At 72.5% G+C, this 23,343-nt stretch carries 28 protein-coding genes and 1 pseudogene; 18 read left to right on the forward strand and 11 right to left on the reverse strand.

Features of this window, described 5'->3' with window-relative positions:
• The first annotated feature begins 20 nt into the window (after nucleotides 1–20).
• Nucleotides 21–470: a nitroreductase family deazaflavin-dependent oxidoreductase gene (locus tag ABZ659_RS25330; RefSeq protein ID WP_360224166.1), complete on the forward strand. Its 450-nt coding sequence runs from the start codon at nucleotides 21–23 to the stop codon at nucleotides 468–470.
• A gap of 94 nt (nucleotides 471–564) precedes the next feature.
• On the opposite strand, the gene ABZ659_RS25335 is transcribed toward ABZ659_RS25330, so the two are convergent.
• Nucleotides 565–1,524 (reverse strand): cation diffusion facilitator family transporter, encoded by a 960-nt coding sequence (locus ABZ659_RS25335; RefSeq protein ID WP_360224168.1) that lies wholly within the window; start codon nucleotides 1,522–1,524, stop codon nucleotides 565–567.
• A gap of 167 nt (nucleotides 1,525–1,691) precedes the next feature.
• Between ABZ659_RS25335 and ABZ659_RS25340 the strand changes: the two genes are divergently transcribed.
• Together ABZ659_RS25340 and ABZ659_RS25345 are read left to right on the forward strand one after the other, a co-directional pair.
• Complete coding sequence (locus ABZ659_RS25340) at nucleotides 1,692–2,705, forward strand: glutathione S-transferase C-terminal domain-containing protein (protein WP_360224170.1); 1,014 nt, start codon at nucleotides 1,692–1,694, stop codon at nucleotides 2,703–2,705.
• A gap of 85 nt (nucleotides 2,706–2,790) precedes the next feature.
• Nucleotides 2,791–3,087, forward strand: a complete 297-nt coding sequence (locus ABZ659_RS25345) for a DUF4235 domain-containing protein (RefSeq protein WP_360224172.1) — start codon at nucleotides 2,791–2,793, stop codon at nucleotides 3,085–3,087.
• Between the two features lie 9 nt (nucleotides 3,088–3,096).
• Here ABZ659_RS25345 and ABZ659_RS25350 read toward each other — a convergent pair whose 3' ends face one another.
• Complete coding sequence (locus ABZ659_RS25350) at nucleotides 3,097–3,489, reverse strand: VOC family protein (RefSeq protein WP_360224174.1); 393 nt, start codon at nucleotides 3,487–3,489, stop codon at nucleotides 3,097–3,099.
• A gap of 221 nt (nucleotides 3,490–3,710) precedes the next feature.
• Here ABZ659_RS25350 and ABZ659_RS25355 point away from each other — a divergent pair, with 221 nt between their 5' ends.
• From ABZ659_RS25355 to ABZ659_RS25370, 4 genes are all read left to right on the forward strand, one after another.
• Nucleotides 3,711–4,091, forward strand: coding sequence for an anti-sigma factor antagonist (locus ABZ659_RS25355; RefSeq protein WP_360224232.1), 381 nt, complete (start codon nucleotides 3,711–3,713; stop codon nucleotides 4,089–4,091).
• A 105-nt stretch (nucleotides 4,092–4,196) separates the two neighbouring features.
• Nucleotides 4,197–4,880, forward strand: a complete 684-nt coding sequence (locus ABZ659_RS25360; RefSeq protein WP_360224176.1) for a DUF4230 domain-containing protein — start codon at nucleotides 4,197–4,199, stop codon at nucleotides 4,878–4,880.
• A 62-nt stretch (nucleotides 4,881–4,942) separates the two neighbouring features.
• Nucleotides 4,943–5,518 carry a VanZ family protein gene (locus tag ABZ659_RS25365; RefSeq protein WP_360224178.1) on the forward strand — a complete coding sequence of 192 codons (576 nt, stop codon included), beginning with the start codon at nucleotides 4,943–4,945 and terminating at the stop codon, nucleotides 5,516–5,518.
• Between the two features lie 193 nt (nucleotides 5,519–5,711).
• Nucleotides 5,712–6,968, forward strand: a complete 1,257-nt coding sequence (locus tag ABZ659_RS25370) for a ricin-type beta-trefoil lectin domain protein (protein WP_360224180.1) — start codon at nucleotides 5,712–5,714, stop codon at nucleotides 6,966–6,968.
• A gap of 16 nt (nucleotides 6,969–6,984) precedes the next feature.
• On the opposite strand, the gene ABZ659_RS25375 is transcribed toward ABZ659_RS25370, so the two are convergent.
• Complete coding sequence (locus ABZ659_RS25375) at nucleotides 6,985–7,221, reverse strand: hypothetical protein (protein ID WP_360224182.1); 237 nt, start codon at nucleotides 7,219–7,221, stop codon at nucleotides 6,985–6,987.
• A gap of 144 nt (nucleotides 7,222–7,365) precedes the next feature.
• Here ABZ659_RS25375 and ABZ659_RS25380 point away from each other — a divergent pair, with 144 nt between their 5' ends.
• The 3 genes from ABZ659_RS25380 (at nucleotide 7,366) to ABZ659_RS25390 (ending at nucleotide 10,471) form a co-directional block, all read left to right on the forward strand.
• Entirely contained in the window at nucleotides 7,366–8,397 is a 1,032-nt protein-coding gene (locus ABZ659_RS25380; RefSeq protein WP_360224184.1) for a PHP domain-containing protein, read from the forward strand.
• A gap of 55 nt (nucleotides 8,398–8,452) precedes the next feature.
• The gene (locus tag ABZ659_RS25385) at nucleotides 8,453–9,109 is read left to right on the forward strand and encodes an HAD family hydrolase (protein ID WP_360224186.1); all 657 of its coding nucleotides are present in this window, start codon (nucleotides 8,453–8,455) and stop codon (nucleotides 9,107–9,109) included.
• A gap of 327 nt (nucleotides 9,110–9,436) precedes the next feature.
• A complete protein-coding gene (locus ABZ659_RS25390; RefSeq protein ID WP_360224188.1) occupies nucleotides 9,437–10,471 on the forward strand; it encodes an SDR family oxidoreductase in 1,035 nt (344 codons plus the stop codon).
• A gap of 25 nt (nucleotides 10,472–10,496) precedes the next feature.
• Here the strand turns inward: ABZ659_RS25390 and ABZ659_RS25395 are convergent, their stop codons facing one another.
• The 3 genes from ABZ659_RS25395 to ABZ659_RS25405 form a co-directional block, all read right to left on the reverse strand.
• Nucleotides 10,497–10,763 carry a hypothetical protein gene (locus ABZ659_RS25395; protein WP_360224190.1) on the reverse strand — a complete coding sequence of 89 codons (267 nt, stop codon included), beginning with the start codon at nucleotides 10,761–10,763 and terminating at the stop codon, nucleotides 10,497–10,499.
• Between the two features lie 79 nt (nucleotides 10,764–10,842).
• Entirely contained in the window at nucleotides 10,843–12,132 is a 1,290-nt protein-coding gene (locus ABZ659_RS25400; protein WP_360224192.1) for an ROK family transcriptional regulator, read from the reverse strand.
• A 108-nt stretch (nucleotides 12,133–12,240) separates the two neighbouring features.
• The gene (locus ABZ659_RS25405; RefSeq protein ID WP_360224194.1) at nucleotides 12,241–12,546 is read right to left on the reverse strand and encodes a hypothetical protein; all 306 of its coding nucleotides are present in this window, start codon (nucleotides 12,544–12,546) and stop codon (nucleotides 12,241–12,243) included.
• A gap of 132 nt (nucleotides 12,547–12,678) precedes the next feature.
• On the opposite strand from ABZ659_RS25405, the gene ABZ659_RS25410 reads away from it, so the two are divergent.
• From ABZ659_RS25410 to ABZ659_RS25420, 3 genes are all read left to right on the forward strand, one after another.
• Nucleotides 12,679–13,173, forward strand: a complete 495-nt coding sequence (locus ABZ659_RS25410; RefSeq protein ID WP_360224196.1) for an FBP domain-containing protein — start codon at nucleotides 12,679–12,681, stop codon at nucleotides 13,171–13,173.
• 78 nt (nucleotides 13,174–13,251) lie between these two features.
• On the forward strand, nucleotides 13,252–14,502 hold the full coding sequence (locus ABZ659_RS25415; RefSeq protein ID WP_360224198.1) for an aromatic acid exporter family protein: 1,251 nt from the start codon (nucleotides 13,252–13,254) through the stop codon (nucleotides 14,500–14,502).
• 172 nt (nucleotides 14,503–14,674) lie between these two features.
• Complete coding sequence (locus tag ABZ659_RS25420; RefSeq protein WP_360224200.1) at nucleotides 14,675–15,733, forward strand: hypothetical protein; 1,059 nt, start codon at nucleotides 14,675–14,677, stop codon at nucleotides 15,731–15,733.
• Nucleotides 15,734–15,741: 8 nt separating this feature from the next.
• Here ABZ659_RS25420 and ABZ659_RS25425 read toward each other — a convergent pair whose 3' ends face one another.
• From ABZ659_RS25425 to ABZ659_RS25440, 4 genes and pseudogenes are all read right to left on the reverse strand, one after another.
• Nucleotides 15,742–16,464: a DUF2470 domain-containing protein gene (locus tag ABZ659_RS25425; RefSeq protein WP_360224202.1), complete on the reverse strand. Its 723-nt coding sequence runs from the start codon at nucleotides 16,462–16,464 to the stop codon at nucleotides 15,742–15,744.
• A gap of 85 nt (nucleotides 16,465–16,549) precedes the next feature.
• A complete protein-coding gene (locus tag ABZ659_RS25430) occupies nucleotides 16,550–17,386 on the reverse strand; it encodes a pentapeptide repeat-containing protein (RefSeq protein WP_360224204.1) in 837 nt (278 codons plus the stop codon).
• A gap of 196 nt (nucleotides 17,387–17,582) precedes the next feature.
• Nucleotides 17,583–18,446: a sigma-70 family RNA polymerase sigma factor gene (locus ABZ659_RS25435; RefSeq protein WP_360224206.1), complete on the reverse strand. Its 864-nt coding sequence runs from the start codon at nucleotides 18,444–18,446 to the stop codon at nucleotides 17,583–17,585.
• A 24-nt stretch (nucleotides 18,447–18,470) separates the two neighbouring features.
• A pseudogene (locus ABZ659_RS25440) lies at nucleotides 18,471–18,596 on the reverse strand (PIG-L family deacetylase); the annotation flags it as partial.
• A 28-nt stretch (nucleotides 18,597–18,624) separates the two neighbouring features.
• Here ABZ659_RS25440 and ABZ659_RS25445 point away from each other — a divergent pair.
• Entirely contained in the window at nucleotides 18,625–20,187 is a 1,563-nt protein-coding gene (locus tag ABZ659_RS25445) for a recombinase family protein (protein WP_360224208.1), read from the forward strand.
• 464 nt (nucleotides 20,188–20,651) lie between these two features.
• Here ABZ659_RS25445 and ABZ659_RS25450 read toward each other — a convergent pair whose 3' ends face one another.
• On the reverse strand, nucleotides 20,652–21,119 hold the full coding sequence (locus tag ABZ659_RS25450) for a hypothetical protein (protein ID WP_360224210.1): 468 nt from the start codon (nucleotides 21,117–21,119) through the stop codon (nucleotides 20,652–20,654).
• Between the two features lie 153 nt (nucleotides 21,120–21,272).
• Here ABZ659_RS25450 and ABZ659_RS25455 point away from each other — a divergent pair, with 153 nt between their 5' ends.
• The 4 genes from ABZ659_RS25455 to ABZ659_RS25470 all read left to right on the forward strand — a co-directional run bounded on the left by ABZ659_RS25455 (nucleotide 21,273) and on the right by ABZ659_RS25470 (nucleotide 23,233).
• Complete coding sequence (locus tag ABZ659_RS25455) at nucleotides 21,273–21,509, forward strand: helix-turn-helix transcriptional regulator (protein WP_360224212.1); 237 nt, start codon at nucleotides 21,273–21,275, stop codon at nucleotides 21,507–21,509.
• On the forward strand, nucleotides 21,506–21,706 hold the full coding sequence (locus tag ABZ659_RS25460; protein WP_360224214.1) for a hypothetical protein: 201 nt from the start codon (nucleotides 21,506–21,508) through the stop codon (nucleotides 21,704–21,706). The genes ABZ659_RS25455 and ABZ659_RS25460 overlap by 4 nt, the downstream gene beginning before the upstream one ends.
• Nucleotides 21,707–21,884: 178 nt before the next feature.
• Nucleotides 21,885–22,601 carry a hypothetical protein gene (locus ABZ659_RS25465; RefSeq protein ID WP_360224216.1) on the forward strand — a complete coding sequence of 239 codons (717 nt, stop codon included), beginning with the start codon at nucleotides 21,885–21,887 and terminating at the stop codon, nucleotides 22,599–22,601.
• Nucleotides 22,598–23,233: a hypothetical protein gene (locus tag ABZ659_RS25470; protein ID WP_360224218.1), complete on the forward strand. Its 636-nt coding sequence runs from the start codon at nucleotides 22,598–22,600 to the stop codon at nucleotides 23,231–23,233. Before ABZ659_RS25465 ends, ABZ659_RS25470 begins: the two co-directional genes overlap by 4 nt.
• The last annotated feature ends 110 nt before the right edge of the window (nucleotides 23,234–23,343 follow it).

Here is a 23,343-nt window from a genome sequence, read left to right on the forward strand (position 1 = left end):
TGACGAAGGGTACGAAAGCCATGCCTCTGGACGGCGAGTACGAGCCGAGCCCCGCGAAGTGGGTCCGTGACCAGGTCGAGCTGTACGAGAGTTCGGGTGGCACCGAGGGGACGACCCTCAGGGACACGGGGCTCCCCGTGATCGTCCTGACCAGCCGTGGCGCCCGCAGCGGCAAGATCCGCAAGACGCCGCTCATGCGGGTCGAGCACGGCGGGCGGTACGCGGTGGTCGCCTCCCAGGGCGGCGCGCCGCAGCACCCGGTCTGGTACCACAACCTCAAGGCCGACCCCCGCGTGGAGCTCCAGGACGGGCCGGTCCGACAGGACATGACGGCCCGTGAGGTCACCGGCGAGGAGCGGGAGGAGTGGTGGCGGCGGGCCGTCGCCGCCTATCCCCCGTACGCCGAGTACGCGGAGAAGACGGACCGTCGAATTCCGGTCTTCGTACTGGAGCGCGGCGAGCACTCGTAAGGGGCGAACCGGTGCGGAACGGTCCCGTCGAGGAATCCTCGGGGAAATTGTCCGCCGGGGTGGATTGAACCGCCCGGCCCCGGGCACCCGAACCTCATGCCCCGCCGCGTTCCCCCGTCGCGGCGGGGCTTTCCCCTGCCTCCTGCGCGAGGCGGTCGGTCACGTCGAGGAACACCTGGTCGGCCTCGGGGACGGTGCGGGCGATGGTCTGCTTGATGCGTACGGCGACCTCCTCCACCCGCTCGCTGTCCAGGCCCGGCACGAGGTCCACGCGCGCCGCCACCAGGGTGGTGTCGACGCCCGTCTTCATGGTGAACAGCGCCTCCACGCTGTCGATCTCGGGCTGTGCCCGCAGCACCGCCTCGATCCGGCCGCTGGCCTGCGGGTCGGCGGCCTCCCCGATGAGCTGGTCCCGGGCGTCGCGGCCCAGCCGGTAGGCCACGTAGACCAGCAGCGCGCCGATCGCCAGCGACGCGGACGCCTCCCACACCACCTGGCCCGTCGCCATGTGCAGGGCCATCCCGGCCAGCGCGAGGCAGACGCCGAGCACCGCGGTGCCGTCCTCGGCGATGACCGTGCGCAGGGCGGGGTCCCGCAGCCGGGCCACCCCGCCCTGGCGGCGCATCTGGTACAGCGCCCGCAGCAGCGAGGCACCCTCGGCGAGCAGCGCCACGCCGAGGACGACCATGCCCGCCACATAGCCGCCGAAGGACTCCTCGGTGCCGTTCCTGAGCGCCTCGAACCCCTGGAAGAAGGAGAAGCAGCCGCCCATGACGAAGATGCCGACGGCGGCGAGCAGCGACCAGAAGTAGCGTTCCTTGCCGTAGCCGAAGGGGTGCCGCCGGTCGGCGGGGCGGCGGCTGCGGCGCAGCGCGGCGAGCAGGAACACCTCGTTGAGGCTGTCGGCCACCGAGTGCGCCGCCTCCGACAGCAGCGCGGGCGATCCCGCGGCCATGCCGCCGACCGCCTTGGCCACCGCGATCACCAGGTTGGCGGCGAGCGCCACCAGGACGGTGATCCGGGTCCTGCTGTCCGCGTTACGGTCCTTCGTCATACGCCTTCCGTGGGGTCGAGCCACCCGCGTGACCGGGATGCCGGAGCCGTGTCGCTCACCTCCGCCGAATGCCCCCGACGGGGAAGATCACACAGTGGGGGCGGAAACGGGGGAAGACGGGGAACCCGTTGCCCGGAACGGGTCACCGGTACGGAGGAGAGCGGGCCATGGGCGCCGACGGCAACGGCAACAGCGCGTACGGCAGGACCGCCTTCAAGCGGTCCAGGAGCCACTTCGCGGACCGGGTCACGGCGGACGGCCGGGACGGCTGGCCGGTGCAGGCGGGCCGCTACCGGCTGGTCGTCAGCCGCGCCTGCCCGTGGGCCAGCCGGGCCGTGGTCTCCCGTCGGCTGCTGGGTCTGGAGGACGCCCTGTCGATGGCGGTGGCGGACCCCGTCCAGGACGACCGCAGCTGGCGTTTCACCCTGGACCCCGGTGACCGCGACCCGGTGCTCGGCATCCGCTTCCTCAGCGAGGCGTACGACCGGCGCGAGACCGGCTACCCGGGCGGCGTCAGCGTGCCCGCGATCGTGGACGTGCCCAGCGGACGGCTGGTCACCAACGACTACCAGCGCATCACCCTCGATCTCGCCACCGAGTGGACGGCCCTGCACCGCGAGGGGGCGCCGGACCTGTATCCGCGGGCGCGGCGCGACGAGATCGACGCGGTGATGGCGGACGTCTACGAGGACGTCAACAACGGCGTGTACCGGGCGGGGTTCGCCACCGGTCAGGACGAGTACGAGGCGGCCTGTACGGCGGTGTTCCGGCGGCTGGAGCTGCTGGCCGAACGGCTGGCGGGGCAGCGGTACCTGGTCGGGGACACGATCACCGAGGCGGACATCCGGTTGTTCACCACGCTGGTCCGCTTCGACGCCGTCTACCACGGCCACTTCAAGTGCAACCGCTGGAAGCTGACGGAGAACCGGGTGCTGTGGGCGTACGCGCGGGACCTGTTCCAGACGCCGGGATTCGGGGACACGGTCGACTTCGACCACGTCAAGCGGCACTACTACCAGGTGCACACCGGCATCAACCCGACCCGCGTCGTGCCGCTCGGCCCGGAGCTGGCGGGCTGGCTGACGCCGCACCACCGGGAGGAACTCGGCGGGCGCCCGTTCGGGGACGGAACCGCGCCCGGTCCGGTACCCGCCGGTGAGGAAGTGCCCGCGCCCAGGTAGGAATGAGCCGCACGGCTTCGACACCGGAGTTCCGGCACACGAGTTCCGGCACAGGAGTTCCGACACAGGAGTGAGGAGACACCAGGTGGCGTACAAGAAGAAGATCCCGCTCGGTTACCAGCCGGTCGGCTGGGTGCTCGGCTGGGCGGGCGGGGCGTTGGCGGGTATCGCCTTCCGCAAGACGTGGAAGGCGATCCGGCACGAGGACGACGCGCCCGACGCGCTCGACCCGGACCGCAAGTGGGGCGAGATCCTGCTGGCCGCCGCGATCCAGGGTGCCATCTTCGCCGCGGTGCGCAGCGCGGTGGACCGGGGCGGTGCCAAGGCCATCGAGCGCTCGACCGGCGTCTGGCCCGCCGCCGACAAGGGCGGCCGGGACTGACCTGGGGCCTCAGCCCATCTTGGGCCCCTGGGGCACGGCGCGGCGGAGGCTGAAGGAGTGACCCGCCGGATCGGCGAAGGACCGCTCCTCGAAGGCCCCCGTCGCGTCCGTGGTCTCCGTGGGGCGCCCCCCGAGGGAGACGACGAGGCGCTCGGCGGCGTCCAGGTCCGTCACCTCGAACTCCAGGTGGGCCTGGAGGGAGTTCTCGGGCCGCGGCCAGCTGGGCGGGGTCGCGTTGACGTCACGGCGCAGCGCCAGCTGGGTGCCGTCCGGGCTCCTGATCTCCACCCGGTTGGCGGTGACGTGGACCTCGTCTGCGTCCAGCAGCTCCTTGTAGAACTCGGCGAGCTTCTCGGGCTCGGCGCAGTCGAGCACCACGACGCCCGTTTTCACCAGTGCCATGTCTCCTCCGTCGGTTCCCGGGCGTGGGACGGCCGTGCCCCGCGCCCTCCTCTCCCACGGTTGTCCCGGCTGGGCGGATTCAGTCGGCAGGAGGACGCGAACTCCCTTGCGCTCGGCTGGAATTCAACGACATATGTCAACTGAACATGCTGGAATTCACTCCATCGAGGGTAACTTGCAGGGCGAGGAACGTTGTGAAGCAGCCTGGAGGCGATGTCGTCGTGGGTCAGGAGGCCGCGCCGCTCACCCGGCATCTGCGCGTGCTCCAGAACGGTGGTCACACCGTGCTGGAGTTCCGCGGTGAGATCGACATCCTCGCGGCGGCGGAGATCGGTCCGCAGCTGGACGCGGCGACCGGGCAGCCGGGCTGCCGGGTCGTGGTCGATCTGCGCGGGGTGGAGTTCTTCGACTGCTCCGGGCTGCGGCTGCTGCACCGCGCCCGGGGGCGTGTGCGCGAGCACGGCGGACAGCTCTCACTGGTCTGCACCCATCCGCTGACCCTGCGGATCCTGCGCGTCACCGGCCTGAACCGGCTGCTGCCCCCGCTGCCCACCCTGGAGGCAGCCCTCGGCGGCCCCGGCGCGCCCTCCGGCTCCTCCTGACCGTTCCGCCCCCGCCTCCCTGCCCATGGGTCCTACATCCGTCGACAACTGGGTCTGGCAAGGGAATTGGAGGGCATCCGGTCAGTAGGAAGGAGGGCCGTCGCCATGACGACTCCCATCAAACGCCTCCCGGCACGGATGCCCGGCTGGGCCAAGGTGCTGAGCGCGCTCGCGCTGGTGCTCGCGCTGCTCTTCGCCGGTTTCCGGCTGAGCGTGGTGCCCGGTCTGAAGGACTTCTTCGGCACCGACACCGAGGACCGCTCGGGTCCGGCCCTGCTGCGGTCCATCAAGGACATCAGCCGTTACGACGCCGCCTCCGGCAACTTCCAGATCGTGGTGGACCTGGAGAAGGACACCAGGTTCGTGCCCGACGTCATCCGCGGCAGCCGCACCCTGTACGTCGGCGCGGGCACCGTCGACGCCTACGTCGACCTCGGCTCGGTGGGCGAGGGGGACGTCACGGTCGACGACGACCGCACGACGGCCAGGCTGCGGCTCCCGCACGCCCGGCTCGGCAAGCCCGCCCTCGACCCCGAGCGCTCCTACGCCGTCTCCAAGCAGCGCGGGCTGCTCGACCGGCTCGGGGACGTCTTCTCGGACAACCCCAACAGCGAACAGGCCGTGCAGCGGCTCGCCGTCCGCCACATCGGGGAGGCGGCGCGGGAGAGCGAGCTGACCGCGCGCGCCGAGAAGAACACCACCGACATGCTGGAGGGCCTGCTCGGCTCCCTCGGCTTCACGGAGGTGCACGTCACCTACGGGACGGCCACCGCGCAACCGCCGTCCTGACATCCGCCGACCGCCACCGCAGTCCGCGGCACATCCAGGGAAGTTCCCGACAGGAGGACCGAATGGCCCGTACGGCCCCGCGTTCGCTCGTACCGTCCCGGCTGCGTTCCGGGAGACCGCCGGGCGGCCCCGAGCCCGACCGGCGGCCCGCCCCGAAACCGGCCCCGAAGACCAGGCGCCCCCTGCTGCCGCTGCTGGGCCGGGTGCTGGCGATGGCAGTGGCCTTCGTGTTCATGGTGGCCTTCGCGGTCGTGCTGGCCCGGCTGACCCTGGAGCCCTCCCCGGCCTCGGAGTCGCTGACCCACAGCAACCTGCGCCCGGGGCGTTCGCTGCGCGCCTACCTCGACCAGCCCGAACTGCGCGACGCCGGCCGGCAGATCGGGGGCAACCTGCTGCTCGGCATCCCCTTCGGCGTGCTGGTGCCGGTCCTCGCGCCGCGGGCGCGCGGGGTGCTGCGGGTGCTGGCGCTCACCGCGACCGTCATGCTCCTGGTGGAGCTGGCGCAGGGCTCGATGATCACCGGGCGCGCCTTCGACATCGACGACGTCATCCTCAACACCACGGGGGCGCTGGTGGGTTACCTCCTCCTCGGGCGGCGGCTGGGGCGGGCGGTGCACGCGCGCGCGAGCGCCAGGTGAACCCCGGCGGTTGACCCACGGCGGACTGTGGTCCGTACCAGAGTATTGACGCTCCCCTTAGTTCACCCCTTAAATCAAGGGGAACACCTTGCGGGACCCTCCCCCCACCACGGGTCCCTCCGCACCACAGACCTTCGCCCCCCACCACAGTCGGCGCCCCCCTGGGCCGGGGCGCCGTACGGAAGGGAACGCCGTGGCCTCACCCCGCACCCTGCGCGGATACCTGCTGTCCGCGCTGTCCGCCGCCGCGCTCGTCGCCTCGGCGCTGGCCGTGCCCGCCCAGGCCGGACCGGCCGCCGCACCGGCCGCTCCGGCGGCGGCGCAGGCCGTGACCTTCTCGGACACCTTCGACGGACCCGCCGGGGCGGCGGCCGACTCCTCGAAGTGGCAGATCGAGACCGGCGACAACGTCAACAACCACGAGCGGCAGTACTACACGCCCGGCGCCCGCAACGCCGCCCTCGACGGCCAGGGGCATCTGGTGATCACCGCCCGCCGCGAGAACCCGGCCAACTACCAGTGCTGGTACGGCACCTGCCAGTACACCTCCGCCCGGCTCAACACGGCCGGGAAGTTCACCGCGCAGTACGGGCACGTCGAGGCCCGGATGAAGATCCCGCGCGGGCAGGGCATGTGGCCCGCGTTCTGGATGCTCGGCAACGACCTCGGGCAGGTCGGCTGGCCCGACTCCGGCGAGATCGACATCATGGAGAACGTCGGCTTCGAGCCGTCGACGGTGCACGGCACCCTGCACGGCCCCGGCTACTCCGGCTCCGGCGGCATCGGCGCGGGCTACACCCTGCCGGGCGGGCAGGTCTTCGCGGACGCCTTCCACACCTTCGCCGTCGACTGGGCGCCCGACTCGATCACCTGGACCGTGGACGGCCAGGTCTACCAGCGCCGCACCCCCGCCGACCTCGGCGGCCGGACCTGGGTCTTCAACAAGCCGTTCTTCCTGATCCTGAACCTCGCGGTGGGCGGCTACTGGCCCGGCGACCCGGACGGCTCCACGGTCTTCCCGCAGCGACTGGTCGTGGACCACGTGTCGGTGACCACCAGCGACACCGCGACCGGCGCGGCGATCCGGGGCCTGGCCGGGAAGTGCGTGGACGTGGCCGGGGCCAGCTCCGCCAACGGCACCCCCGTACAGCTCTACGACTGCAACGGCACCGCCGCGCAGCGCTGGACGGTCGGCGCGGACGGCACGCTGCGGGCGCTCGGCAAGTGCCTGGACGTCACCGGGAACGGCACGGCGGACGGGTCCACCGTCCAACTGTGGGACTGCACCGGGGGCGCCAACCAGAAGTGGGTGGTCACCGCCGCGCGGGACATCGTCAACCCGCAGGCCGACAAGTGCCTCGACGTGACCGGGAACAACTCGGCCAACGGGACCCGGCTGCAGATCTGGACCTGCACGGGCGGCGCCAACCAGAAGTGGACGGTCGGCTGAGCGACCGCCTGCCGGGTCAGCGCGGCGTCCAGGTGAACTTGTCGCCGCCGACCCAGCGCACCACGTCGGGATCGTCGAGGTCGTGGACCGTGATGCCGAACGCGGCGGCCGTCTCCAGTACGTCGGTGACGGCTTTCGCCGCGCCCACGACCTCGCCGTCTATCTCGACGATGCGGAAGGGCGGCCTGCCCGGCTGGACACCGAGCACCAGGATCCGCGGTTGGGACAGGTAGGGGCTCGCTATTTCGGTCATGTCTTAGAGCGTAGGACGCAATCGGGCAAAGCGGACCCCTCACGCCCTCTCACCGCGCGTGGCCACCTCCCACGGCCGTCGCCGGGCGCCGTGTGGTCCCGGCCGGGCCGGGGAACTCCGGAGGGACCGGATGTGGAGGTGGCCATGGATCCCGTCGAGGCGCTGGAGCGGATCGCCTTCCTGCTGGAGCGGTCCCTGGCACCGACGTACCGGGTCCGCGCCTTCCGCACCGCGGCCCGCACCCTGGCGGCGCTGCCCGGGGGCGAGGTGCGGCAGCGGGCCGAGGCCGGGTCCCTGGAGTCCCTGCGGGGAGTGGGTCCGAAGACGGCCCAGGTGGCCCGGGAGGCGCTCGCCGGTGAGGTGCCCGGGTACCTGGCCAAGCTGGAGACCGACGCGGAACGGCCTCACGAGGGCGCCGGTGCGGGGCTGCGGGCGCTGCTGCGCGGGGACTGCCACACCCACTCGGACTGGTCCGACGGCGGCAGCCCGATCGAGGAGATGGGCCGGACCGCCGCCGCGCTGGGCCACGAGTGGGCCGCGCTGACCGACCACTCGCCGCGGCTGGCGGTGGCGCGCGGGCTCAGCCCCGACCGGCTGCGCGAGCAGCTCGACGTGGTCGCGGCGCTCAACGCGGGCTGGGCACCGTTCCGGCTGCTCACCGGCATCGAGTGCGACATCCTCGACGACGGCTCGCTCGACCAGGAGCCGGAGCTGCTGGACCGCCTCGACGTGGTCGTGGTGTCCGTGCACTCCAAGCTGCGCATGGACGCGCGGGCGATGACCCGCCGTATGGTGCGGGCGGTACGCGATCCGCACGCCGACGTCCTCGGGCACTGCACCGGGCGGCTGGTGACCGGGCGCGGACGGCCGCAGTCCCGGTTCGACGCGGACGAGGTGTTCGCGGCGTGCGCCGAGTCCGGCACCGCGGTGGAGGTCAACAGCCGCCCGGAGCGGCTCGACCCACCGCGTGCGCTGCTGCGCCGGGCCGTCGCCGCGGGGACGCTGTTCGCCGTGGACACCGACGCGCACGCGCCGGGCCAGCTGGACTGGCAGATCCTCGGCTGCGCGCGGGCCGAGGAGTGCGGGGTGCCCGCGGAGCGGGTGGTGACCGCCTGGCCCGCGGACGAGCTGCTGGCGTGGACCGGGAAGGGCGAGGTGCCCGAGCGCGCTCGGTAGCGGCGGGACCGGGTACTCGGAGCGCTGCCAGCCGCCGTCGCCGAAGGGAGCCCTGATGGAACGCGCCGCCGTGTTCGATGTGGACGGGACGCTCGTGGACACCAACCACCTCCATGTGACGGCCTGGTGGGAGGCGCTGCGGCAGGCCGGGCACCGGGTCCCGATGCACGCCGTGCACCGCGCCGTCGGGCTGGGCTCCGGCGACCTGCTCGCCCACCTGCTCGGCGAGGACCGGGACCGCGGCCGGGACGGGGAGATCAGCGCCGCCCACAAGACCCTGTACGGGCAGTTCTTCGACCGGCTGCCGCCCCTGCCGGACGCGGGCCGCCTGCTGCGCCGGCTGCACGAGGACGGCTGGGCCGTGGTGCTGGCCACCTCGGCGGGCGGCTCCGAGCTGGCGGCGCTGCGCCGGGCGATCGACGCGGACGACGCGATCACGGCCACCGCCAGCGCCGACGACGTCAGCGAGGGCAAGCCCGCGCCGGACCCGGTGGAGCACGCCCTGGAGCTGGCCGGGGCGCCCGCCGACCACTCGGTGTTCGTCGGCGACACGGTGTGGGACATGCGCGCGGGTGCCCGCGCCGGGGTGCGCCGGGTGGGCGTGCTGTGCGGCGGCATCCCCCGCGCCGACCTGGTGGCGGCGGGCGCCGAGATGATCTACGACGACCCCGCGCACCTGCTGGCCGCACTACCGGAGAGCCCTTTCGCCTGAGAATCGCAGGCGAGTGACGCAGGTCACCTGAGATTGCGCCTGTGCCCGGAACACCACAGGGGGGTCCGCCGTTGAACAGACCGTGGGTGTGGATGGGGCAGTGTCCCCGGGCCTCACCTTTCGCCCACAGGGACGATCGTTCGGTTGAAGCCCTGTGGAGCCTTTCGCCGAGAGGCGACCGCCATCCGCACCCACACCAAGGCCGCCCCGACCGTGATTCCCCCGTCCGGTCGGGGCTTTTTCCTGCCCGCCCCGGGTACGCGCCGCCGCGCCCGGGGTACTCGGCCGTTCCGCCCGGAGCGTACGGACGGCCGAGAGGAGCCGAAGGTGAGCAGCAGCGCAGTGGGCAGCAGGATCGTCGTCACGGGCGCCACCGGCAACGTCGGCACCAGCGTGGTGCGCCTGTTGTCGGAGGACCCCGGGGTCGGGTCGGTGCTGGGTCTCGCCCGCCGGATCCCCGACTGGGAGCCGCCGAAGACGGAGTGGGCCGGCGTCGACCAGGCCTCCGAGCAGAGCGATCTCGCCGCCCACTTCGAGGGCGCGGACGCCGTGATCCATCTCGCCTGGGCGTTCCAGCCCACCCACGACCCGGCCACCACCTGGCGGACCAACGTGCTCGGCGGCCTGCGGGTGTTCGACGCGGTGGCCGCGGCGGGCGTGCCGACGCTGGTGCACGCCTCCTCGGTCGGCGCGTACTCGCCGGGGCCGAAGGACCACGCGGTGGACGAGTCCTGGCCGACGCACGGCTGGCCGGACGCCGCGTACTGCCGGGAGAAGGCCTATCTGGAACGGGCCCTGGACACCTTCGAGGTCGCCCATCCGCGGGTGCGGGTGGTGCGGATGCGGCCCGCGTTCCTCTTCAAGCGGGAGTCGGCCAGCGAACAGCGCCGGATCTTCGGCGGCCGGTTCCTGCCGGGTCCGCTGGCCCGGCCCGAGCTGCTGCCGTTCCTGCCGGACGTCCCCGGACTGCGGGTGCAGGCCCTGCACACCGACGACGCGGCGCGGGCGTATCTGGCGGCGGTGCGCGCCGACGTGCGCGGCGCCTTCAACCTCGCCGCGGACCCACCGGTGGACGCGGAGGTGCTGGGTGAGCTGCTCGGCACCGGGCGCCGGGTGCGGCTGCCGCGCGGCGCCGCCCGCTCGGCGATCGCCGCCGCGTGGGGGCTGCGGCTGCTGCCCGCTTCACCGCACCTGTTCGACGCGGTGCTGCGGCTGCCGCTGATGGACTGCACCCGGGCCCGTACGGAGCTGGACTGGCGGCCCGAGCGCACGGCGACCGAGGTGCTGGAGGAGTTCCTCCAGGGGATCCAGCAGGGCGCGGGCGCGCCGACGGAGCCGATGCGGGGCCGCAAGGTGGGCTGAGCCGGACCTTGCGGCCGCCGGAAGGCTAGGCCGACGACTCGTCCGGCGTCGGGTGCTCGGGGTGGACGGTGGCGCCGTGGGCGGCGCCCTGTCGGCCGGTGCCCGCCTCGTCGGTGTCGGGGACCTCGTCCGTGGACTCCGTCTCCTCGCCGCTGTCGTCGGTGCCGGGGTCGGCTTGGCGCGGGTCGACGTCCCAGTGGTCGTCGCCCGCGCCGCTGAGCTGGTCCTGCGGGTCGCGCGGCACGGGGTCGCCGCCGGACTCGCCGGGTGCCTGGTTGCGGTGCATGGCCACGCTGGTCTCCCTCCGTGCGGCCACCCGCCTCGGGCGGGTGACGAACCGGGCGGGTACCTCCGCGATCAGCGCCGAAACCTCAGCTCGGCGCCCGTTCCCGCAGCGCCGCGCGCCAGGCGGGCGGCTGCCCCTCGGGGACGGGTTCGGCGCGGCGGCCGCCGCGCGCGAAGAAGTCGGCGAGCGGCAGGATCGCGGCGCCCACGGTGACCGCGTCGGGGCCGAGCGTGCCCAGCTCGATCGTGACCTTCTCGGCCGGGTGGCGCAGCGCGTACGCGGTGGCGTGCCGGCGTACGGCGGGCAGGAACCCGGTGCCGAGCTGGAGCCCGGCCCAGCCGCCGATGAGGATGCGCTCCGGCTGGAAGAGGTTGATCAGGTCGGACAGCCCCGCGCCCAGGTACTCGGCGGTCTCCTCCAGCACGGTATGGGCGACGGGGTCGACGTCGGGGCCCCGGTCGGGGTGGGCCGCGGCCAGCATCGCGGTGAGCGCGGTCTCCTCGTCGACGCCCTCCGGCGGGTGTCCGCCGCCCTCACGCCAGCGCTGGAGCAGCGACTCGGCACCGGCGTACGCCTCCAGGCAGCCGAGGGCGCCGCAGCGGCAGCGGCGCCCCCTGACCCGTACGGTCAGGTGTCCCCACTCCACGGCCCGGCCCTGGGAGACGTCGGCGGTGACCAGGCAGGCGCCGACGCCGGAGCCGAAGAGGACGACGGCGGCGTTGCGGGCGCCCCGGCCGCCGCCGAACCACATCTCGGCCTGGCCGAGCGTCTTGGCGCCGTTGTCGATGAAGCAGGCGACGGTGTCGGGGAGCCCGGCGGCGGAGCGCAGCAGGGACTCCAGCGGCACGGCGTCCCAGCCGATGGTCTGGCCGTGTACGACGGCGCCCCGGTCGGGGGTGCGTTCGACGATGCCGGGGACGCCGATGCCGACGCCGAGCAGTTGGTCGGGGGCGATGCCGGTGGCGGCGAGCACCTCGGCGACGCCGTCCCGGATGTGGCCGACGATCACCTCGACGTCGTAGCCCTGGTCGGACAGGGGGCGTTCGGCGCGGGCGAGTTCGGTGAGGGTGAGGTCGAACAGTTCGATACGCACCCGGGTCTCGCCGACGTCCACGCCGATCATGTGGCCGCTGCCGGGCGCCACCCGGAGCAGGGTGCGGGGGCGACCGCCGTCGGAGTCGACGCTGCCCGCCTCCTCCAGGAGTCCGTCGGAGATCAGGTCGGCGACGACGTTGCTGACGGAGCCGGAGCTGAGGCCGGTGGCCGGGCCCAGCTCGAAGCGGCTGAGGGGGCCGTCGAAGTAGAGCCGCTGCAGTACGGCTGTGCGGTTGGCGCGCCGCAGATCGCGTACCGTGCGCCCGTTGCGCTCCGCCATGTGGCTCCTTTCGACCCCGGCCCGACCGGCGAACCCTGCCCGACCTGCGACCTACCGCTCTGGCCGGTCGTACGCGATATTACTCCACCCCTTAATTCATGTGGTGAGCTAAGTGGGGCCGGTCGCCGCCGAGGGACGTTTGCGGGGTGCCGGCTCCTCGATCTCGGCCAGCGCCGCGAGGAGTTCGGGGTCGACCATCTGCCGTACCCACGCCTCGTGCTCCTCGCCGACCGCGCGCGGCACGGTCTCCGTGAGCATGATCACGGTGAGGCGCAGTTCCTCCACGGCGTTGTACGTGCCGCCGCCGAGCGTCGCCAGCCCGGCGAGCGTGTCGGCGGGCAGGCCCGCCGCGCTCAGGATGTCCCGGGCGCGCCCCCAGGAGTCCACCGCCATGCCCCGCCCCTCCCCCGTCATGGCCCCAGCCTACGGAAACCGCGGGCCGTGGGCCGGAAATTCGTTCGCCTTCGCGACTGTTCTCCGCATACCTTAGGCAGCTACCTAGGAGCCCTAGGTAAGACACGGTCCAGCGCACACCCCGGAGAACCCATGAAACCGCTCACCGAGCAGGACATCCGCGCCTCGTTCGTCAACTGCTCGAAGGGCGAGGCCAGGCGGCTCGCCGTCCCCCGCGACCTGGGCGAACGCCCCTGGGACGACCTCGACTTCCTCGGCTGGCGGGACCCCGGGGCGCCCGACCGCAGCTACCTGGTCACCGAGCGGGACGGCCGGACCACCGGCGTGACCCTGCGCTTCCCGCCGCCGCAGCGCGGTTTCCTGCACCGGAGCCTGTGCTCGCTGTGCCTGACCGGGCACCCGCGCGGCGGCGTCTGCCTGATGACCGCGCGCAAGGCGGGCGCGGCGGGCCGCGAGGGCAACTCCGTCGGCCTGTACATGTGCGCCGACCTCGCCTGCTCGCTCTACGTCCGTGGCCGCAAGGTCCCGGAGAACGGCACCCGCCTGGAGGAGAGCCTCACCCTGGACGAGCAGATCGCCCGCGTGACCGGCAACCTCGCCGCCTTCCTGGACAAGCTCTTCACCTGACCCACACCCCCGCGGGCCGGTACGCCCGTGTTGCGGCGATACGTTCGATACCGGGTGGGACGGGGAACAGCCCAAGGGATGCGAGTGGTAAGTGAGTGGTCGCAGTCCCTGGCGCGCGCGGCGAACCGGCACCGGGACCCCGTCGTCGTCCAGGCGCTGCGGTCGACGTTCGCGGCGACGCTCTCCTATGTCATCGCCGTCCAGCTGAGCCCCGAGGCCGCGCCGCTCACGGCGCCGCTGACCGCGCTGCTGGTCGTGCAGGTCACGCTGTACGCCACCCTCACCAACGGCGTCCGCCGGGTGAACGCCGTGGTGGCCGGTGTCCTGGTGGCCATCGCGTTCAGCCTGCTGGTGGGCCTGACCTGGTGGAGCCTGGGGCTGCTGATCCTGGCCTCGCTGGCGGTCGGCCACCTGGTGCGGGTCGACGAGTACGTGCCCGAGGTGGCGATCAGCGCCATGCTGGTGCTCGGCGTGACCACGCACGGGGAGTACGCGTGGGCGCGGGTGCTGGAGACGCTGATCGGCGCCTTCGTGGGCCTGGGCACCAACGTGCTGCTGCCGCCGCCGGTGTGGACCGGCGAGGCGGGCGCGTCCATCTCGGGGCTGGCCCGGCGGCTGCGGCAGATGATGCTGCGCATCGGCGAGCAGGCCGCCGACCGCACCCCCTTCGCGCTGGCCGCCGAGCGGCTGCACGAGGCGCGCCGCCTCGACCACGACATCGTCCAGGTGGACGCGGCGCTGCGGCAGGCGGAGGACAGCCTGCGGCTCAACCCGCGCGTGCGCGAGGGACTGCTGCACCGGGTGGTGCTGCGCACCGGCCTGGACACGCTGGAGATCTGCACGGTGGTGCTGCGGGTCCTCGCCCGCACCCTCACCGACCTGGCGAAGGAACGCGAGCCCGAGCCCCTGTTCGAGCGGGAGACCGGCCTCCTGGTCCAGCAGGTGCTGTCCGAGATCGCCGACGCCGTGGTCAGCTTCGCCGTGCTGGTCACCACCCACGTCAGCGCCAACGCCGAGTCGGCGGAGGCCCGGCTCACCGCCGAACTGCACACCGCGGCGGCCACCCGCGACAAGCTGGCCCAGCTCCTGCACGACGAGGTGAAGCGGGACGCCCCGCAGTGGCAGCTGCACGGTGCCGTGCTCACCGAGGTCAACCGCATCCTGGACGAGATGGACACCGAGCACCGCTCGCGCCGGCTGCTGGAGGAGCTGGACCGCTGCTCCCAGGAGCAGCGCGAGCGGATGCCACGGCTGACCCGGTTCCAGGAGTCGCTGGGACGGCTGCGCCGCCGCCGGAACCGCGCCGCCACCCGTCGGCGTTCTCTGTGAGGAGGCCGCCTGCGGGCGGCGGGGCACGAGGGCCTGTCGTTCGGATCAGGTCGCAGGGCATGGGCGGTGGCTGACCAGCGCGGGTGAGCGGGGTTGGGAGGGATTGCGTGCCAGACCCGGCGTCTGCGGCATGATCCAAACGGGAGGTCCCAGGGCTATGGAGAGCGGGCGGATGACGGCGAGCACGGTACGGATCGACGGGAACACCCTGCGGCTGCCGGGCGGGGTGGCGGTGCGGTTCGTCCGCACCCTGCGGCTGCCGGAGAAGGGCACCCACGCGCTGCCGCCGGGCCTGGGCGAGTTCCCGGTGCGCCGGGTGGCGGACTACCCGGACACCGTGCCGGAGGAGTGGCGGGCGCGCGGCGGGGTGATGCTGCCGGTGTACCTGCGCGAGGCGATGTGGCTGAGCTTCGCGGGCACCGTGGAGCCCGCCGCGCTCCAGGTCGGCGTGGGCAAGGTGTGCGCGGTCTCGGGCAAGCCGTGGAGCGACCGGCTCACCCGGCGCCCGCAGAACTACGTGGTGCTGCCGCGCCAGCCGTGGCTGGACGGCATCAACTCCGGCAAGGGCACGGTCCGGCAGTTCGTGGCGGTGCCGCTCGGTCTGGGCGCGACGGTGGAGGGCCAGGTCACCGGCGAGGAGACCTGGGGCGGCGTCCAGCTCCAGGCGTTCCCGCTGAACGACACGGCGCTGGCCGGGTGGCGGGCGGAGCAGCGGCGCCGGGCGGCGGTGCTGGCGCGGGCCCCGCGGGCGCCGGGGGCGACGGGCGCGGCGTACGGCGGCGCGATACCGGCGGCCCCCCAGATGGCGGCGCCGGGAGCCCCGGCGGGCGGCGCGCCGCGTCCCCGGGCTGCGGCGATGGGTCTCGGGGTGGGTGGCTCGATGCGGCAGGAGGTCTACCAGGACGACCGGCCGCTGTCCGACTGGGCGTCGAGCCCGGCCGGGCGGGTCTTCGTGCACCTGGTGACCCCGCCGGAGTGGCGCCGTATCACGGGCGAGGCCCCGCCCCCGTCCCCGGTGGACCGGGCGGCGTACACCGCGGCGGGTCTGCCCTGGTTCGACTACTACGACGCGGACGCCGACGACCTCGCGCCCGCCGACCCGCTCACCTCGGTGCAGCCGGTCGGTGACTGGCTCGGCGACGACCACGAGCCGTGGCAGGAGCCCTCGGACGACCAGGTGAAGCCCCTTGGCGACGCGCCGGGCAAGCCCGTGCAGGACGGCGACTGGTAGCGGACGGCTCAGGCATCGCCGTCCGCGTGCTGCCGGTGCAGGACGCGCGGGCGGGTGCCGCTCGCCTGCGAGAGCAGCACGTGCACCCGCTCGGTGAGCTGGGCGACGGTGTCGGCGGGCGTGGGGAACGGCAGTCGTACGTCGCCGTGGGTGCGGCGTCGTTCGATGCGCAGCGTCAGTCCGTGCCGGTCCACGGCGAGCGGCTGGACCCGGGTCGCGCCGAGCAGGCTGCCGGGCTCCACGAGCCGGGTGAGCCGTTCGACGGCGTCGCCGTGGCGGTCGGCGAGGTGGGTGAGCAGCCCGGCCTCGGCGGTGGCGAGCGGGTCGGGCGCGGCGGCGGCGAACTCGTCGAGGCCGATGACCGTGGCGCCGGAGCGCTGCCGCAGCACGACCCGGGTGGGCCGGAAGACGAGGTGGTCCTCGGCGAGGGAGAGCCAGCCCGCGATCCACAGCCGGGCCCGGATCCGCTGGCGCACGGGCACGGGCGCGACGTCGGCGAACTCCAGCACGGCGGACGGCTCGCCCCGGGGCGCGCACAGGGCGACCGCGAGCAGGGCGCTGTCCTCGGGCACGTTCAGCAGGACGCGTCCGTCGTCGTCCACGGTGTGCGCGCCGACGAGTTCCTCGCGGACGCCCTCCGCGGCCACGGAGCACGACCACGCGGTGGCGAGCACCGAGCGGGCGTGTTCCGCCGTGGCGGGGGCGGCCGTCCAGACCTGGCTGTCACCCATGCAACCATCCTCCTTATTAGGTAAGCCTTGCCTAACCTATCGAAGATCGAGGAGTACGCCAACCGGACCCGCCACTGCCGGGTTCCTACGGCGTCCAGTGCGCGGGCCGTCGCAACGTCCCCGGCAGCCGGGTGCCCGCGCTCCCCCGGGCCGCGGTGACCTGGGGCTGGGTGAGGAAGAGGACGCCGGTCAGATCGGCGTCGGTGAGGTCGGCGTCGCGCAGGTCGGCGCCGAGGAGGTCAGCGTCGCGCAGATCGGCGCCGGTCAGGTCGGCGGCGATGAGGTACGCGCCGCGCAGGCTCACCCCGCGCAGATCGGCGCCCTTGAGGCGGGCGCCCATCAGGTCGGCGCCCCTGCGGTCCTTCCGCCTGCCGCGCGCTCCCGCCCGCGCCAGCTCACTCGCCCTCTGCAGCAGCTCGCCGACCCGCTGGCGCCGCGGACCCACGTCCAGCGCGGCGAGTTCCTCCGCTGTCCGCCGGGTGAGGTCCTCGGTCTCCTCCAGCACCCGGCGCAGCTCGGCGTGGAGCGGCTGGGCGGCGGCCAGGGTGAGCGCCTCCGTCAGGTACCACAGCAGTTCGTGCAGGTGCCGTACCACCGGGAAGACGTCGAACATCAGGCGGGCGTGCGCACGGGAGGCACCGCGCCAGTCGCGCCCGGCGAAGGTGACCTGGGAGACCCGCTGCCCGGCGCCGAAGCAGTCGTAGACCGTGCAGCCGGTGTACCCCGTCTCCCGCAACCGGGCGTGGATCCCGCACCGGTGGTCGTCGGCCAGGTTCGGGCAGGGCGTCCCGGCGTTCTTGTTCCGCGCGAAGTCGGCGGAGGCGGTGAAGGGCAGGGCGACACAGCACAGACCGAAGCAGTTGACACAGTCCCCGCGCAGCGCGGCGGCCCCCGTTTCGGGGCCACCCGGTTGTTCTCGCATGAGAACCACCCTAGACGGCGGCCCGGAGCCGGAATCCCACCGAGGGACCCCGGCCCCCGTGGGAGTCCTCCCCTCCAGCCGGGAACCGGCACCGTCGTCTTCGACGACACCGGCGAGGCGCTCCCCGACGGGCGCGCCGTCGCCCCCACCGCGCCGACGGCACCCTGGCGGTGACCGCCTGACGTACGGCGTCAGCTCACTTCGCGATACCGAGGCGGGTGAGGCGGTCGGTGTCGGCCAGGATGTACATCTCGGTGATGCGGCCGTCGGCGACGGTGACGCCGAGGAGGGAGACGGGCTTGCCGTCGGACAGGGCGAGCGCGCCCACGCCGCCGTTGACCGAGACCAGTCGCTCGTCCAGGCCCAGTTGACGGAAGATCAGCGCCTGGCCGGCGATCTTGGTGGCGCCGCGGAGGAGTCGCGACACCGTGCCCGTGTCCGAGCGCAGCACCGCGTCGGGGTGGAGCACGGCGACCAGCGCCTCGAAGTCGCCGCCGCGGGAGGCGGCGAGGAAGGCTTCGAGGACCTCCTTCTGCCGGGTGAGGTCGCGCTCGGGGGCCGGGGCGGCGCCCTGCACCCGGCGGCGGGCGCGGCTGGCGAGCTGGCGGGTGGCGGCGGAGGTGCGCTCCACGATCGGCGCGATGTCGTCGAACGGCACCGCGAACATGTCGTGCAGCACGAACGCCAGCCGCTCGGCGGGCTCCAGGGTGTCCAGGACCACCAGCAGGGCGAGCCCCACGGAGTCCCCGATCAGCGCCTCCTGCTCGGGGTCGGCGTGGTCCAGTTCGCTGACGAGGGGGTCGGGGACGTAGGCCTCCATGGGCTGCTCGCGGCGGGCGGCCCGGGAGCGCAGCATGTTCAGGCAGACCCGCCCGGCCACCGTCGTCAGCCAGCCGCCGAGGTTGCGCACCTCGGTGGTGTCGGCGCCGCTGTAGCGCAGCCAGGTCTCCTGTACGGCGTCGTCCGCCTCGGTCAGTGAGCCGAGCATCCGGTAGGCCACCGCGCGCAGTTGCCCGCGGTGCTCCTCGAAGCGGTCCAACAGCACCTCGGTGTCACGCACGTCCGTCTCCCCCTGCGCTGGTGTTCAGCGGCTGAACAGTTCGAAGGCCACGGCGGGCGTCCCGCCGAACCGCTCGCCCGTCGTCCGGGCGTGCCCCGTCAGGAACGAACGGACGTAGGCTTCCGGTTCCTCGTCCGACAACATTCCTAACAGACCTTACTAGTTCTACTGTGATCCCATGCCCGTCGCACCCGAGTTTCTGCACCTGGTCTATCCCGGCGAGGAGTTCCCGGCTTACCTCTACGGCCGCGCCTCCCGCGACCCGAAGCGCCGAGGGCGCAGTGTCAGCTCCCAGCTCAGCGAGGGCCGTGCACTCTGCCTGGATAACGGCTGGCCCATCCGCCGCGAGTTCAAGGACATCGACCGCTCCGCTTCCGCGTACGCGCGCACGAAGCGCGACGAGTTCGAGGAGATGGTCGACGGCATCGTCAGTGGGGATTGCCGGATACTCGTCGCCTTCGAGGCCAGCCGCTACTACCGCGACCTTGAGGTCTACGTACGCCTGCGCCGTGTGTGCAGGGAGGCCGGAGTGCTGCTCTGCTACAACGGCCAGGTCTACGACCTCTCCAAGAGCGCAGACCGGAAGGCCACAGCCCGGGACGCCGTCGACGCGGAGAGCGAGGCGGAGAACATCCGTGAGCGCAACCTGCGCACGACACGGCAGAACGCCGCGAAGGGCGGCGCCCACGGGCCCGTGCTCGACGGCTACAAACGCCGCTATGACCCTGACACCGGCGACCTCGTCGCACAGGTACCCGACCCGGACCGGGCCTCGCTGTGGATCGGCGTCTTCCGCGACGTAGCCGGGCTGAAGTCCCTGCGGTCCATCCTGCTGGACTTGCGAGCGAGGGGCGTCCTCACGCACCGCGGCAAGCCGTTCAGGGAGTACCACATCCGCCAGGCCCTCAAGAACCGTGGCTACATCGGACGACGGATGCACAACGGTGTGGACGTGGGTAAGGCGATGTGGCCGCCGCTGTCTGACGACGAGACAACCGAGGAGGAGTTCGTGGAACTCTTCCACCAGGTGCAGGACATCCTCAGCACCCCGGGCCGCAACCTGTCTCCGGGGTCCGAGGTAGCACACCTCCAGAGCCACATCGCTCTGTGCGGCGAGCACCCTGACAACTCGCCGCTTCGCTGGCACAAGAACGCAGGCATCCCGTCGTACGGCTGCTCGACCCGGTACGACACATCGATCTCCGAGACGCGCATGGACGCGTACGTCGAGGAGGCCGTCATCACGTGGCTCAGCTCCAGCCAGGCTGTCGAGGCATTCGAGAAGGCGCAGTCTGACGACAAGGCACGCAAGGCCAGGCTGCGCCTCAAGATCCTCGAGGACCAGCTGCGTGACGCACGGGCCCGGGCGAAGCAACTGCGGCCGGACGGCCAGGGGATGATGTTGTCGATCGAATCGCTGGCCGACATTGAGGCGGGACTGACGCCGGAGATCGAGAAGGCTCGCGCAGAGTCGCGTCAATTGAACGTGCCGCCGGTACTGCAACGCCTGCTGGGAAAGCCGCGTCCCGACGTCGACAAGGCATGGAACAAGCTCACGCTGCCGCAGCGACGCCTGGTGCTGCGGCTGGTGGTGACGATCCGGCTGTTCAAGGCGAGGACCCAGGGAGTCCGGAAGATCGAGCCCGGCCGCATCACGCTGTCCTTCTACGGCGAGCCGGGGTTCCGGGCTCATCAGGTCGCGTCACGGCCTGCGGTCAGCGACGCCGGGACCGGGATCTGAATCGGGGCGCACGCCCTGGACTGTCCTGGGCTGGGGGCCCGCTGCGTCTGGCATCCGGTCGCGTTCCTGGCCGGTTGGAAAGCAGGCGGAGGTGAGCCCTGGTGTAGATGTAACCGGCCGTGTTGTCTGCGTCATCCGGGAGTAGCTGAGTGTCTGGCGGCCAGTCACGGCGGAACGCTTCCACATCGGCCATGATCGATTGAACTGCCGTATCGATTCTCCGCTGCCGGTCGAGCGATCCTTGCCGTCCTGACCTGCGCTCGGCGCCTGGCGGCTGGAGGACAGTCATCGTGGCGATAGCGAGAAGCGCGCCCCCTGCTAGCGCCGCAACGACCTGGCCGATTTCAGACATACCTGCGACCCCCCACATGACGTCTTTGGCATATGCAACGACAGGGGGACCACTGTCCGTAATTCGGGTGTCACTCTGGTAGAAATCAAAACAGTTCGTAACCTTACCGTTATCAAACGGCCCGATTAGTGCGGCTTTGGTCCGAGCCTCCACCCTCTGGCGACCGGTGGGTAACCTCGATTTCCAGCCTCACCCTTTGCCAAACCTCGTCAGCCTCTTCACGGGTCAGGCGCATTTCCCGCACGGTCGACGCAAGTAGCCGCCGAGCCAACTCCAACTCCTGAGAGAGCGTCGGCCGGTCCCCAGCTTCGGGAGTTGATCCTTCGTCGGCCTGGCCACCCTTAGGTAGGACGGTCGGGCGACCGCCGCCCAGCACGGCAAACACGCTGCCCTGCACCCATCGCAGAGCCACTTCGATTCCTCGGGCCGTGAGGTCGGTGGGGCGATAGCTGCCCCGGCGCACAGCACGGAGCGTCTCGTAGGAGATCTCGGCGGCTTGGGCGACGTCGCGCCAGCTCATTCGCAGCTCAAGACGGCGCTGATTCATTGCCGCGTCGAGAAGCTCGTGCGGTTCGGGCATCGATCGCTCCCCCTCTTGACCAGGCAAACACAGGCTAGCGCAACCTGACGCAGGCTCGCCGCCCGCGCATCTCTGCGCTGCCCTGCGTTCACCCCCTACAGATCTGCGAAGTTCTGCGTTAGTCTGTGGGCCATGCCCCAGATAACAAGCCGAGTGAAGCAGCAGCGGCTGCGTCGTGGCATGACTCAGCAGGATCTGGCCGAAAGGTGCGCGGAAGCTGGCGTGCCGGTGGACGAGTCACAGGTAAGTCGGATCGAACGTGGCGTTTACACGCCTCGTCCACGACTGCGAGCAGTCATGGCTCAGATCCTCGACCTCGACGTCGATGAGTTCGAGCGCGCCGACGACACCGCGACTGCCGTATCCAGCAGCGCCGGGAGCCCGGCGTGACGCGGGAGGAGCGGCAGCGAATCCTCAGCCAGTCCGAGGTCGCTGATGCGCAGGCTCAGGCCGAACGCGCGCTGAGCACGGTGGGCATCCCGCCGGAGCTGATCAACGCGCTGCGTCCGATCCTCGCGGCCGCCGCCGAGTCCGTCACTGCGGACGCCGCCGATGCGGCTGCCCCCACCCACGCGACGGCCGCCTGACCACACGAGTACGGGGCCGCGCCCGGCTGGTCCCCGGCACGCGACCCCTCGGCACATCCACACCCATACCTCTGACCAGGAGTGGACACCCGTGACCGCATCATCCCAGACGCCCGGGGCGCAGCCCCCGCGGCATAACCCACGCCCCCTACAAGCCGCCGCCGCGAGGACCACCCCGGTGGACGCCGCGACCACCGTCATCACCGCGGCGATGGCGCGGGGCGAGTCGACCGCACGCGACTTCGCCCAGGCCGAGCAGGACGCCGGGATCCTCGCCGACGCGACCCGTGAGCAGGCCGCCGTCGACGCGGCCCGTGAGCAGGCCCGCACCGAGTACGCCGCCGAGCTGCGCGAGCGCGGCCAGCAGCTGGCCGTCATGGCCGACTACAAGCACCGCCTGGACCGCATCCTGCGCGCCATCGAGGGCCGCCCGGACACCGACACCATGCTGGTGAGGGAGATCCTCGCCGCCGCCCACGGCACCACCCCCTACGCCGACGTCCCCATGACGCTGGCCTGGACCAGCGCCGCCCACGCCCCCGAGGAGGGCGCCGCCGACCAGCGCGCCATCGTCGAGTGCGTGTCCGCGCACGGCGGCCGGGCGCACCTCGTCCTCACCGGTGACGAGCGCTACGCCCTGGCCTCCCTGCTGGACGCGACGATCGTCCGGGACATCCACGCCCCGTGCCCGCACTCGAAGGCGTGCGGGATGACGGACGACGAGATCGACGCTGCCGACCGGCACATGTTCGGCTGGGCCCGCCTGGAGGTCGCCGGGGTCGACGACGGCCCCCGCTGGTACTGCACCCCGGCCTGCGTCTCCCGCGCCCTGACCCGCGCGGGCGCCCACCTGGAGGACGCCGACCACCAGGCCGAGCAGGGTGGTGCCTGGTGAGCCGCGCCATCGACACCTACCTGGGCTGGTCCCAGCCTCAGCACCTCGGCGACTGCAAGCGCCCGGACTGGGCGGTCGACGTCCGTACCGAGCCCCGGGAGTGGCGCGACCGCCACGGCGACGCCCCCCACGACTGCCCGAACGACTCGTGCGCCCACGGCGACTACTACGCCGAGACGACGGTGCGGATCGTGTGCCGGTCCTGCCAGTCCGCGGTGGTCATCACCGGCGAGGAGTGCCACACCAGCGAGGGCAGCACGGCGCACACCACCCACGGCTACGGCCTGCCGCCGCGCCGCGCGGCCGGTCTGCTGCTGTGGCCCGGCGAGCCCTGGCTGAACCTCGGGCACCTCCGGCGTGACGAGCCGTACGACTACGTCGTCACCCGCACCGGCGAGCGGCGGGTGACCGCGGACAACGTGGTCGGGCAGATCAGCCAGGGCCGCGGCAGGCGCGGCGCGGTGATCTGGCACGCCGCCGCCGTGTCCGACCCGGACGGCCCGCACGGCCTCAAGCCGGTCCGGTGGGCGTACGCGACCGGCGACGCCTCGCCGCTGCGGTCGGTCGGCGCGGCGGCTCGTTGGGTCGGCGCCCGCCTGGCCGAACACGCGTCGGGCGGTGGGGACCGGTGACCGCCATCGAGGAGGCCGGTACGGCCGGGCGAGGGAAGAGCACCCGCAGCGGCACCCAGCCGTTCGTGGGCGATGCCACCCACGCCCCGTCCGTACTGCCCCACCTGCCC

The organism is Streptomyces sp. NPDC006997, from assembly GCF_040635175.1.
GTDB lineage: Bacteria > Actinomycetota > Actinomycetes > Streptomycetales > Streptomycetaceae > Streptomyces.

Bases quoted from the DNA above. Each gene is read 5' to 3' on its own strand.
- ABZ659_RS25420 (WP_360224200.1), top strand. From the start codon at position 14,675: ATGACGGCGAGCACGGTACGGATCGACGGGAACACCCTGCGGCTGCCG.
- ABZ659_RS25410 (WP_360224196.1), top strand. From the start codon at position 12,679: ATGAAACCGCTCACCGAGCAGGACATCCGCGCCTCGTTCGTCAACTGC.
- ABZ659_RS25365 (WP_360224178.1), top strand. From the start codon at position 4,943: ATGGCCCGTACGGCCCCGCGTTCGCTCGTACCGTCCCGGCTGCGTTCC.
- ABZ659_RS25375 (WP_360224182.1), bottom strand. From the start codon at position 7,221: ATGACCGAAATAGCGAGCCCCTACCTGTCCCAACCGCGGATCCTGGTG.
- ABZ659_RS25425 (WP_360224202.1), bottom strand. From the start codon at position 16,464: ATGGGTGACAGCCAGGTCTGGACGGCCGCCCCCGCCACGGCGGAACAC.
- ABZ659_RS25430 (WP_360224204.1), bottom strand. From the start codon at position 17,386: ATGCGAGAACAACCGGGTGGCCCCGAAACGGGGGCCGCCGCGCTGCGC.
- ABZ659_RS25385 (WP_360224186.1), top strand. From the start codon at position 8,453: ATGGAACGCGCCGCCGTGTTCGATGTGGACGGGACGCTCGTGGACACC.
- ABZ659_RS25335 (WP_360224168.1), bottom strand. From the start codon at position 1,524: ATGACGAAGGACCGTAACGCGGACAGCAGGACCCGGATCACCGTCCTG.
- ABZ659_RS25405 (WP_360224194.1), bottom strand. From the start codon at position 12,546: ATGACGGGGGAGGGGCGGGGCATGGCGGTGGACTCCTGGGGGCGCGCC.
- ABZ659_RS25415 (WP_360224198.1), top strand. From the start codon at position 13,252: ATGCGAGTGGTAAGTGAGTGGTCGCAGTCCCTGGCGCGCGCGGCGAAC.
- ABZ659_RS25450 (WP_360224210.1), bottom strand. From the start codon at position 21,119: ATGCCCGAACCGCACGAGCTTCTCGACGCGGCAATGAATCAGCGCCGT.
- ABZ659_RS25400 (WP_360224192.1), bottom strand. From the start codon at position 12,132: ATGGCGGAGCGCAACGGGCGCACGGTACGCGATCTGCGGCGCGCCAAC.
- ABZ659_RS25350 (WP_360224174.1), bottom strand. From the start codon at position 3,489: ATGGCACTGGTGAAAACGGGCGTCGTGGTGCTCGACTGCGCCGAGCCC.
- ABZ659_RS25330 (WP_360224166.1), top strand. From the start codon at position 21: ATGCCTCTGGACGGCGAGTACGAGCCGAGCCCCGCGAAGTGGGTCCGT.
- ABZ659_RS25445 (WP_360224208.1), top strand. From the start codon at position 18,625: ATGCCCGTCGCACCCGAGTTTCTGCACCTGGTCTATCCCGGCGAGGAG.
- ABZ659_RS25360 (WP_360224176.1), top strand. From the start codon at position 4,197: ATGACGACTCCCATCAAACGCCTCCCGGCACGGATGCCCGGCTGGGCC.
- ABZ659_RS25340 (WP_360224170.1), top strand. From the start codon at position 1,692: ATGGGCGCCGACGGCAACGGCAACAGCGCGTACGGCAGGACCGCCTTC.
- ABZ659_RS25380 (WP_360224184.1), top strand. From the start codon at position 7,366: ATGGATCCCGTCGAGGCGCTGGAGCGGATCGCCTTCCTGCTGGAGCGG.